We start from the raw sequence: 10,864 nt of genomic DNA, 5'->3' as shown, positions 1-10,864 counted from the left end.
AAAAGAACATTTGATAGCAGTACCCGAGTTCGCCTTCGGAGCTATGGAAAATTGGGGTGCGATAACTTTCAGAGAAACAGCACTATTAGCAGACGAGAATTCCTCTTTTGCACAGAAGAGAGGAGTTGCCAGTGTTGTTGCTCATGAACTAGCTCACCAGTGGTTCGGGAACTTAGTGACCATGAAGTGGTGGGACGACTTATGGTTGAACGAGAGTTTTGCAACATTCATGAGCTATAAAGCTGTAGACGCACTATTCCCTAACTGGGACTTCTGGGCTAAGTTCTTAATGGATGAGACTAGCGGAGCTATGTTCAGGGACTCCCTCTTCACGACTCATCCCATAGAGACTCATGTTGAGACGCCTGAAGAGGCGGAACAGATTTTCGATGATATAAGTTACGGAAAGGGAGCAAGTATACTCAGGATGATAGAGGCTTATATTGGTAAAGAGGCTTTCCAAAAGGGTATTCAGTACTACCTTCAGAAGTATAAGTTCTCAAATGCTTCCGGTAGTGATTTCTGGACTAGCTTAGAGGTAGGCTCAGGACAACCTGTGAGTGAAATAGTAAAGGACTGGATTACAAAAGACGGGTACCCGTTAATTCAAGTTACAGTAGAGGATAAAAGAATTAAGCTTACGCAAGAGAGGTTCGCCCTAACTAATGGGACACCCAGAGTTTACACAATACCCATAACTCTTGAAGTTAACGGTAAAAAGTCTACCTTCTTGATGAAGGATCAGAGTGCAACTATTGATATCGGAGAAGACGTGAAATCGTTAAAGTTAAACATTGACAGAACTGGTTTTTACCGTGTAATGTATGACGATGTGAGTTTGTTCTTCGAGTCGAACCCCAACCATCTGGAGAGATGGGGATTGTTAGATGACTATTATAACATGTTAATGGCTGGAAAAGTTGACTATAAGACATATGAAAATGTAGTGAGGAGTTTAATGAGTGACGATAACTACTTAGTAGTCGATGAGATCAGAGGAGAACTATTCGGACTGTGGAGTGTTAACACGTCTAAATATACGCTGATACATGAGTTCTTAGAGTTGCAGACTCCCCATTGGGCTAGTAAAAAGGACGAGAACTCAAGAAGGATTTACGGTAACTTGCTAAAGACATATGCTTACGTAGATAACAAGTTCGCTCTAGGTTTAGCCGTTGCCTTTGAGGGCTACGATAGACTTGACCCCAACATTAAGGAAGCCGTAGCTACTGCGTATGCAATAGCACATGGTGAAGAGGCATACGATGAATTATTGAAGAAGTATAGAAGTGAAAAGTTCGATGAGGAGAAGATTAGACTACTAAATGCGATGTTGAGCTTCAGAGAGCCTTATCTCGTAGTAAACACTTTAAGTTTAGGTCTCACCGGTGAAATTAAACGGCAAGATACGGCGAGGATATTACCGTTGGTTGCAAGAAATCCGTACACGAGGTTTGCAGTGTGGAAGTGGCTAGAGACTTACATGGACTATTTGAGAAGTGTTTATGAAGGGACAGCAATTCTGGGTAGGTCTCTTAGAGGAGCAATACCTTACTTAGGCGTAAGTGTGAAAGAGGTAGAAGAGTATTTCTCAAGTAGGAAGTTTAGTGATATACAAGTAGAAATAGACACCGCATTAGAAATACTCAGAGTTTTAAGAAGACTTGCTTAATAACCTTACTACGTAGTCTACTTCCTCTTTTTTAACCTTTTCATAGAACGAGACTTTTTCATTTTTTGAGTCATCAGACAAGGGTAGTGAAGTCACGAATCCTTCGTCACCGTTGTATACTAATGTAAAGTACACACCTGGGTTAAGAAAGCACTTAAGGTTCTTTTGTATCTCTTGCCTAATGTTATTAGTCTCTTGTAATCTTTGATCGAGGCTTTGTTGTTGTATTGCTATTGTAGAGTTAAGTTCAGCTATTCTCTTTTGGAACTTCATAACTGCATAAGCAGAAATGATAATTAATATAACGAGTGGAAGAACAGCTACATAAACGGAGGTATTTAGCACTTTATGAATTAGCAAGAAGGCTGAAACACCTACTGCTGTTAAAATAGCTGGTGTAATAATTCTGAGTCTCATTAATCTAACTTGTTCTCGCTTATGCTTCTCTCTTTCCTTCATTAGTTCGTTTATTTCGTCCATTCCGTAGGATTTCTTTTTATTTTCAAACCAGCTTGCCCAATCGGGATTACTGGTTATTACTGTAGTATTAATACCCCTCGAAGCTCTATCCAACAGTAAGGACGCAAAATCATAATCGAAGTTAGGGGATATAACGGTTATCTCCTTATCAGCATTTAAAATAACTTGTCTAGCTCTCTCTAGGATTTTGGTTGAAAGTAAAAAATCCAAACTTTTTCACCTTTATATTATAACAATCCCGGGGCTCAAAGGTAACGCTAACTCTTTCTTTCCTTTAATATCTGGACTCAACTGGTCCTTAGCATCGTATATTACTATCTCGGTCAAGTTCAGTTTATTCATGATGAACTTAAGATTTGATACTAGCACTTTTTCCTCGTCAAGGTCGTTCTGTAGATATAATTCTCTGACCAGATATGGTAATTCGGATGCTACCTCGTATAATTTCTTTGACACGGAGTCCTCTCCCACCTCACTTATAAAGTCTCTCAACGTTTTTCTTTCTTGTATAGCTCTTATCGCCCTTCTTAATATCTTCTTTAGCTCTTGATCACTATTTACATAAATTACTAGCTTTTCAGGTTCCTTATTCATACTAGCGGATAGCTGATTTATTTTATCGACTAATAACCTCAAATATTCTATTTCTAACAACGAACTTCCTTCATATTTTAAATCAGAAGGCTCAGGAAACTTTTGAGTGACTACAAAACTATCGTTGAAGTAATGCCAAAGCTCTTCAGCTATATGTGGGGTGAATGGAGCCATCATTCTTATCCATGCGGATAAAACGCTTACCAAAATGTCCCTATTGACAATTCCATTAGTTAATTCTACATAATCTTTCACTGTCTCATACATGGTGTAGTAAACGATAATGTACGCTGACCTTAAATCTAACTTATCTACATACTCATCTACTTTCTTCACGAAATCAGACACTATTGATGAAAGCCACAAATCCGGTTTCCTGAATTCTTGGGTTGAAGGAGCTTTTAACAAAGCAGCAATGTAGTCGTGGATATGTTTGAGCTGATCCGCTATACTTTTGGCTATCGACGCGTTGAACTCAATATCGTCGCCTATGGAAGATGTAGAAGTTAAAGCTAACCTGACCGTATCAACACCGTATTCGCTAATTGCTTTTGATAGAGGGTATATGTTTCCGAAACTTTTGCTCATCTTCTTTCCTCCTACTCTGATAAAGCCGTTAGTGACTATTTGCTTCGGTAGTAAGTTTTCACCGAATATGGCGACATGATGATAGATGTAGTATGCTAAATGATTCTGAATCAGATCCCTTCCACTGTGCCTAGAATCTACTGGATACCAGTAAGTGAACTCTTTCCTTATGTCGTTTACTTCGGCTCCTAACTCTGGTTGGCTTCCTCTACCTAACATCACGTAGTCCCAGAACTTATCATCTAGTTTATTTAAGTCTAAATTCCTTATCTTATGAGATATTGTGTAGAAAGCAGTATAAATAGTAGAGTCACTGAGACTATCTATTATTTCCTTATCGTCCCAGGGTAATCTCACTCCTAGTCCTCTTGACCTAGTAAATGCTCTGGGTTGCATATTGAAGACGACTTTCTCCATTTCTCTTCTAGTGTCTTCAGGTACGAACTTTATTTTTTCCAATGCTTTCAGCGTTGATGCCTTCCAAATACTATTAGAATAGTTTACGAACCACTGTTCATCAACTAATTTTACGACTATTTCTGCTCCGCATCTACAATATATGGGGCCGTTCGTTATTTCATAAATTGTAAAATGTGAGTCTAAGTTTTTTAATATTTCAACTACTGCTTTTCTAGCTTCCCTAACACTCTTGTTTAATACCCTTTCCTTAACCACGTCCTTGAGGAAACTGGGAACGTAATCTAGTATATCCTCTCTTATTACACCTTTATGATACTCTGTTCTATAAAGCGTATCTATGTAGTCCTTTAACTCCTGAGGATTTGTCGTCTGTGCTAACGCAAGAACTTCTGATGCTGGTATGTCTCCGTAATCATCGGTATAGATCACCGGTATAATCTCAAAGCTTTCACCCAGTTCGGTTAGAGCTAAGTAATGGATCGGCTCATGTGCAGGAACCGCCATTACTATACCTGTACCTTGCTTCGGCTCAACGTACTTACTCTTTATAATTTTCATGTCCTTATTGGTTAATGGGTTCTTCACTCTGAAAGTGAGAAATTCGTCTGACTTTACTGACCTTTCTACCTCTAACTCTATCTGATATTTTAACTTCTCGTAAGCGTATCTAGATAAGACGACCTTTTTACCTCTCTTTTTATCTACACTTATTACGTACTCCGTGTTTGGGTTAATTAACAAGGCTATCGCTCCGAAAACAGTTTCAGGTCTTGATGTAGCAGCGGGGAAAAAAAGACCCTCCTCTGACGGAAAGTAAATTACGTCAACGTCTATTATTTCTGGTTCTATGTCTCCTCTAGTGTCGTGCATTCCTACGGGGAATTGGTCGTTTGGACAATAGGCTAATGCGGATTTTTCCTTCTTTAAGAATCCCATCTCCATTAGCTTTTTGTACTGCCATTGGACAAACTTCTCGAAATAAGGATCTACTGTGGTAAATTTCCTTCTCCAGTCAACGCTTAAGCCGAGGGTCTTAGCAGTTCTTTCCATGTCTCTTGTAAAGTATTCCGCTAAGTACTGTGGGTCGGAGAACTTCTCAACTTCACTCTCAGGTATCCCGTATATCTTAACGAAAGTTGAGATGATATCTTCATCTTTCCTTCTCACCGCTTCAGCTATGGACAGAATCGGAGTACCAGTGTACTGGAACGCAAAGGGAAACAGTACGTTATAACCTTTCATTCTCAAGTACCTAGCGTAGATGTCTCCAGTGATGTAAGTTCTACCGTGACCTATGTGCAAAGGACTATTAGTATAAGGAAAGGCTACTGTTATGAATTTCTTAGGCTTTCCCTCTTTAGCGTCTACTTCGTATAATTTGTTTTCCTCCCATGCTTTTTGCCACTTTGACGCTATTTCGTTTAGGAATGTAGAAACACTCACAATAAGAAAAACGATAAAGGAATATATTAAGGTATGACTTCCGTAGAGTCCTCTGTAGGGTCATATCTCAGATCCTCCAACCTTATTACTCCTTCCTTTATAAGCTCCTTTATTTCGTCAACGCGGGACAAAACTATCCTTAGATATTCCTTCGTAACATCATCAACTATCTTAAACCCTTCTTCACCCCAATACCGCTCATGAATAGTGTAGAGACACCTCCCTCCACAATAGTCCTTAAATTCACAGTTCCTACATTCTTTAGGTAATGGTTCTTCGAGTAACTTAAAGGAGTCTAGTGTTCCTAATTCTGCCCACTTCTCTCTGACAGCTATAGGGCAGGACAGCACTCTACCGTCAGTTGAAATAGAAACACTATCATAGCCAGCACCACAAGCTACACCCCTATATCTCTTAAAGAAATGAGCACTTATCACTCCCAAAAAAGGAATGATCTTAACGATCTTCCCTCTTTCCAACTCACTCATAAAATAATCTACTAACCTCCTTATTCCGGGTAAGTATGAAGAGTAAGCCCAACTCTCGAAATCCCACCTCTCGCTCCATATAACATTCAGTTGCCAGTGGACTTTGTCAAAAACCCCTAGTGACAACAAGTGCATCACTTCTTCATAGATGTCGGCATCTTGAGTTACAGCCATCCTAGCGATTGTTTCAACTCCTAAATTTTTGAGATAAGAGGCGTTCTTAACCACTACTTTATATATTCCCTTCCCTCTGTGCTTGTCTGTTATTTCTTCCCTTCCATCTATAGAAAGCAGGGCTACGTCCATTCTCTTCCAGTAAATCTCAGGGAGTAGTCTTACGGCTATCCCGTTAGTTTGTATCCCCCACCTTTTAGCCCTAACAGTGTCCATTACCTGAATTATAAACTTAGGGTTCATTAATGGTTCTCCACCGTAGAATATCACAGTCGCGTTCGGATCTCTTTCAATGTTTACCTTAAGCTTATTTATATCGTACTTAATGCCCCACGGTACAATCTCCTTAGGGAATGAGCCACCACAGTAGTCACATGCGAGATTACATTTTCCCGTGGTAAGTACTAACCAGAGCATCTAACGACCCAACTCCGCTAATAACTCTTTCATCCACATCATTCCCAGTTTATAATCGTCTACGAATATGTTCTCGTTAAAGGAGTGGATATTAGAACCGTAGTTATCCACTCCGACCCCATCAGCTATTTGTTTAATGTTCAAGTGCCTACTGATCATTTCCATAGGTCCAGTGCCGGGACTGTTAGGTAACACGACGGGTTCAACATTATAGACTCTCTTAGCTGAGTTTATTAAAGCTCTTGCTATCTCACTGTTTATCGACGTTCTGTAAGGTCTTACGGAGCCATACTTTACGATTTCGACTCCGTAAGGAGCTAAATACTCTTTCAGCAGTTTCAGTACTTCCTCAGGGTCTTGATCTGGGACCAACCTGAAGTCTATCTTCACGAAGGAGTAAGATGGTATTACCGTTTTTGAACCCTCTCCAGTATACCCTCCATAAATCCCCGCTATGTTGCACGTCGGTTCCTCTACTAGTTTCACCATTCCTCCCTTCTGAACTTTCTGTTCTATTGCTTGTTCTAGATACTGCTCGTCTATGTTTAAATACTGTTTCTCTTCCTCGGTTAACTTCTTGACTTTATCGTAAAAGTGGGGAATTAAAACTCTTCCGCTCTCGTCTCTCAATGACCTCAGCGCGTAGACTAGATCCCATGCGGGGTTCTCCGCGATCGGTGCATACATAGAATGGAGGTCTTTAGGAGTCTTTTTTCTCAACTCCACATATAATAAGCCTTTAACGCCTAAGACTATTTGGGGAGCGTTGTTAGGAGCCCTACCTGAACCTTCCCATAGTATGTAGTCAGCCTTAAACTTCTCGTGGTAGTCTTTTAGGAAATCCTCCATATTAGGGCTTCCGATCTCTTCCTCTCCCTCGTACAAGAACTTAATGTTTATTTTTAGTTTATTCTCTTTCATCAGGCCTATTATGGCCTGTAACCTTGCGAGCAGTGATCCTTTATCGTCACCGACACCTCTAGCATAGATTTTGTTATCTCTAATAACGGGATTGAATGGATCTGTGTTCCACTTGTCTAACGGCTCTACTGGTTGAACGTCGTAGTGGTTATAAATTAGGAGTGTTTTTGAGCCGCCAACGTTTATTTCTCCGTAAACGTAAGGGTTCTTGGACTTATGTCTTATTAACTCAGCCTCAATACCGTTTTCCTTCATGTAATCTACGAGAAATCTCGCCCCTTCTTCTCCTTTTCCTTTGGCTGATGTGGTGTCTATCTTGAGAAATTCAAACAAGTCCTTGAGATAGTCCACAGTATTTAAACTTCTCTGAGGTAAATTAAGTTATGCTTAAGTATGCCGAATACATTCGCCATGGGCTAGGTGAACCTCTAGGAAACGTTAATGTTTATAAGAAAGTAGAGGACGGAAAGGTTATAGCTATCCTTAAAGTCGTTGTATATAGAAATCAGTCGTTCGCGATTTATGAGACGGATAGGCTAGAGGGAGGCGAGGTAGTTGAAATACTTCCTAACTCGATAACTTCAATAATGAGGGTTGTAGAGAAATATTACGATCCTAAAGTTGACGATATAACTGTCTTAGGTGAGAAAAAATTCGTGGATGACTTCTTGGAAGAATTTAATAAGTTACAACAAAGTGAGTGATCTCAGTCCTCCTAACTGAGATGTGATGTAGGCTAGCGGGAACGAACAGTGAGTGAATAAAAGCAATGAAGAGAAAACTGGGACACCCGAGTGATGAGGAGCCATTCATGCGCTGAGCTTTATATGTGATGCGAGTGGGAGGGGACAACCCATATAATTACATATTCTATTTCATATCCGTCATAGTCCCATACTGGCAGGAATATTACGGTTCCAGGCTTTACGTTACCGAGAATTATGTTAACCTCGTATTCCCCAAAACCGGATACGTTTTTCACGAAGGATACGGAAACATTCGTAGTGATACCATAAATATAATCTGTATAAACTGGGTCGTTATAGTAAGACGTGTTCAGGTAAAGATAAAAGTGTACAGTGGAGTTAGGGCTTCCCTCGATAAAATTAGGTACTACATAAAATACGGTGAGGTACCGAGATTCTACAGAAGCGAAGTCGACTGATGCGTTTAATGTGGCAATTTCATTGTTAATTTCAGAAGTATAATTAATTTCAGAAGTATAGTTCTTTATAGACGAGGGGACTTGAACAAAAGTTAAATTATTTCTTATATCCCCTATTATAGCTTGTTCTACTTCAAAATTCGGTTGGCTAACGTTAACGTTGAATACGTAAGGTTTTATCTCGGTAATATTTCTCGCATAAGTCTGTACTTGGGAAGGCTTAACAGAGTGAGGAGAAATCATTAGGTAAGTAGTTACATAGATCACCGCAAACGCAATACCTAGTGAAAATAATACGCCTGCAATAGTTGCTACTAATACTTTATTCACGAATGAATAGATCATTCGAAATACTTTATATATCTATTCCAATGTGAACGTTGGAAAAGTTTATTTAACATTAGTAGTAATTGTTAATATGCAATTAGATCTACGACAATCTACGAAGAAAGTCTATTATTATATACTGACGAATAGAAATGGTGTTACCTTGAAACAGATACAAGAAGACCTTGGTTTTTCCTCGGTAAGTGCGGCCAGATATCATGTGAACAAACTAAAGAGCGCTGGTCTCGTTCAAGAGACTTATGACGGTAAATACATAGTTAAGAAGGTCATATTAGATGATGATTATGTGCTTCTCTTTAACTATGTCTTACCCAAGAGCGTGTTCTTTGCCTCATTTTTCCTTACATCTTTTATCTTATCCCTTTACTTGATTAAATTAGACTCTTTAGGTGCAGAGGTATTCTCCTTAATAATAGTATTTATAGCTGGAATTATTTTCGTGCTGGACACTATAAAGAGGTACACCAGATTCATTAATGAAATGAGAGGAAAGGTGAATTTAGAAGAGGAGTAGATAAAGAAAAAATTATACACATACACAACAATCTTATTTTATAATTAAATTAAAATTTTACTTGGTAATACGTCCAATTTATCTTAAAAATTCCTGGGATTAAAAGAATCTAGAACTAAAAATAAAAATCCACGTTAAGTACAAATAAACTATACGTCTAGCATTGTAAAGGTCTCCTTTTGAAATTTTGCTTGACCTATGTGGGAACTGATATTAGTTTGACTGTATCTCATACCTTTTTATTTTTATGTTATAAAGTACGGCTGATATTCCCCATACAATGGCAAAAGTCAGAATAATCAAGATGCCAATATTTCCCCACCAGACATCACCGTTGATTAGCGCAATTACGTCCCAGATGCCTCCGGTCAAATTAAACTCGGATTGTAATAAACCTAATAATTCTAAACTACCGACCATGAATGCAACAAGAATAGATACAGTCGTCATTGTTAAGTTGTACCACACTTTTCTCAAAGGGTTGCCTATGAAAGCCCATCTATAAGCTCCGTTCATGAAAAAGCCGTCTGTAGTGTCGATAAGTGACATACCGACAGTAAATAAGAAGGGGAAAACTAATAATGTCCAAATCGGGATCTTAGTGAAAGCTCCTGCTGTACCTGCACTTATTGCTAATAGAGCAGTTTCAGAAGCTGTATCAAAACCCAAGCCGAAGAGAAAACCTATTGGATAAAGGTAATACTGGTTACTAACAATCCTGAACAAGCTTTTGAAGAACTTGTTCATAAACCCTCTTTTAAGCAAGGCTTCGTTTAGCTTATTCTCGTCTAACTCCTTTCTTTTAGCTTGTTTAAACAATTCGTAAATCTCGAATAAAACTAAAAGATTCAGAAAACCTATTATGTAAAGAAAAACTCCACTTATTAACGTACCTACTATAGAACCTAAATTTTCTAGTTGGGGAATATCTGACTCTACTAACCTTGTTGAAACCATTAACGTTATAGAAAGGATAATAACAACGGAAGAATGACCCAGAGAGAAAAATAAACCTGTGAACATTGATGGTTTACCTTCCTGAACAAGCTTTCTTGTAGAATTATCTATTGCAGCTAGATGATCAGCGTCAACTGCATGTCTTAAACCGAATATATATGCAAGGACTCCTAGAGTGAAGAAACTCGCCCCGACCCCTTTCACTTTTATTTCAATATTTCCCAACTGTTGCGAAATGTCTGTTAACCAGAAAAAAAGTATTATCGTTAAAATAATTTCTACACTATAAAATAATATCATCTTCCACGCTCTGGGAACCGGATTCTTTCTCATAACATATGGATAGCCTATCCATATTATAAATTTTACTACCTCTTAGCTTTCCTCTTACCACCAACTTTAATAGGTCATAGCTAGAAAAATTCGTTGAAAATCATAGAATTAATAATGAAAAGTTTTAATAAAGTCGAACTTATCTTGTAATAACAATAAGTTCGTCTTCGTAATATCGGTTCTCATACATTTTATCAGCTTACTTTAAATTTAATATCGAAAGAGCTTGGAGTGTGGACAACATTTTCACTCATTTGAAATATTTACATTTATTATCACCCCCTTATCTAACAAATACACCGGGCAGTAAAGGATGTTATAGAAAAGGAAATAGGTTGCGAACCATCTCT

General features: G+C 38.5%; 9 protein-coding genes and 1 pseudogene. 3 read left to right on the top strand and 7 right to left on the bottom strand.

Features of this window, described 5'->3' with window-relative positions; translation table 11 throughout:
• The coding region (locus WIW89_RS12265) for a M1 family metallopeptidase (RefSeq protein WP_337720983.1) at positions 1 to 1,672 on the top strand (1,672 nt) is incomplete at its 5' end.
• Here WIW89_RS12265 and WIW89_RS12260 read toward each other — a convergent pair.
• Genes WIW89_RS12260 through WIW89_RS12245 form a run of 4 tightly spaced genes read right to left on the bottom strand, consistent with a single transcriptional unit; the run spans position 1,655 to position 7,548 of the window.
• Positions 1,655 to 2,362 carry a hypothetical protein gene (locus WIW89_RS12260; RefSeq protein ID WP_337720982.1) on the bottom strand — a complete coding sequence of 236 codons (708 nt, stop codon included), beginning with the start codon at positions 2,360 to 2,362 and terminating at the stop codon, positions 1,655 to 1,657. The two genes, WIW89_RS12265 and WIW89_RS12260, sit on opposite strands and share 18 nt — an antisense overlap.
• 12 nt (positions 2,363 to 2,374) lie before the next feature.
• The gene (leuS, locus tag WIW89_RS12255) at positions 2,375 to 5,197 is read right to left on the bottom strand and encodes a leucine--tRNA ligase (protein WP_337720981.1); all 2,823 of its coding nucleotides are present in this window, start codon (positions 5,195 to 5,197) and stop codon (positions 2,375 to 2,377) included.
• 26 nt (positions 5,198 to 5,223) lie between these two features.
• Positions 5,224 to 6,276: a radical SAM/SPASM domain-containing protein gene (locus WIW89_RS12250; RefSeq protein ID WP_337720980.1), complete on the bottom strand. Its 1,053-nt coding sequence runs from the start codon at positions 6,274 to 6,276 to the stop codon at positions 5,224 to 5,226.
• Entirely contained in the window at positions 6,277 to 7,548 is a 1,272-nt protein-coding gene (locus tag WIW89_RS12245; protein ID WP_337720979.1) for a M20/M25/M40 family metallo-hydrolase, read from the bottom strand. It abuts the gene before it with no gap.
• A 32-nt stretch (positions 7,549 to 7,580) separates the two neighbouring features.
• Here WIW89_RS12245 and WIW89_RS12240 point away from each other — a divergent pair, with 32 nt between their 5' ends.
• The gene (locus WIW89_RS12240; protein ID WP_337699889.1) at positions 7,581 to 7,901 is read left to right on the top strand and encodes a hypothetical protein; all 321 of its coding nucleotides are present in this window, start codon (positions 7,581 to 7,583) and stop codon (positions 7,899 to 7,901) included.
• A gap of 119 nt (positions 7,902 to 8,020) precedes the next feature.
• Here the strand turns inward: WIW89_RS12240 and WIW89_RS12235 are convergent, their stop codons facing one another.
• The gene (locus tag WIW89_RS12235) at positions 8,021 to 8,692 is read right to left on the bottom strand and encodes a hypothetical protein (protein WP_337720978.1); all 672 of its coding nucleotides are present in this window, start codon (positions 8,690 to 8,692) and stop codon (positions 8,021 to 8,023) included.
• A gap of 88 nt (positions 8,693 to 8,780) precedes the next feature.
• On the opposite strand from WIW89_RS12235, the gene WIW89_RS12230 reads away from it, so the two are divergent.
• Positions 8,781 to 9,224 carry an ArsR family transcriptional regulator gene (locus tag WIW89_RS12230; RefSeq protein WP_337699891.1) on the top strand — a complete coding sequence of 148 codons (444 nt, stop codon included), beginning with the start codon at positions 8,781 to 8,783 and terminating at the stop codon, positions 9,222 to 9,224.
• Between the two features lie 213 nt (positions 9,225 to 9,437).
• Here WIW89_RS12230 and WIW89_RS12225 read toward each other — a convergent pair whose 3' ends face one another.
• Positions 9,438 to 10,514, bottom strand: coding sequence for a HoxN/HupN/NixA family nickel/cobalt transporter (locus WIW89_RS12225; protein WP_337720977.1), 1,077 nt, complete (start codon positions 10,512 to 10,514; stop codon positions 9,438 to 9,440).
• A gap of 246 nt (positions 10,515 to 10,760) precedes the next feature.
• Positions 10,761 to 10,864: pseudogene (locus tag WIW89_RS12220) on the bottom strand (IS6 family transposase); the annotation flags it as partial.

This window comes from Stygiolobus sp. CP850M (assembly GCF_037389425.1).
Classification (GTDB): Archaea; Thermoproteota; Thermoprotei_A; order Sulfolobales; family Sulfolobaceae; genus Stygiolobus.
Note: the sequence above shows the minus strand (reverse complement) of the source record. Positions and strands in the feature narration are given on the sequence as shown.

Coding starts and splice junctions, on each gene's coding strand:
- WIW89_RS12250 (WP_337720980.1), bottom strand. CDS start 6,276: ATGCTCTGGTTAGTACTTACCACGGGAAAATGTAATCTCGCATGTGAC.
- WIW89_RS12240 (WP_337699889.1), top strand. CDS start 7,581: ATGCTTAAGTATGCCGAATACATTCGCCATGGGCTAGGTGAACCTCTA.
- WIW89_RS12230 (WP_337699891.1), top strand. CDS start 8,781: ATGCAATTAGATCTACGACAATCTACGAAGAAAGTCTATTATTATATA.
- WIW89_RS12225 (WP_337720977.1), bottom strand. CDS start 10,514: ATGAGAAAGAATCCGGTTCCCAGAGCGTGGAAGATGATATTATTTTAT.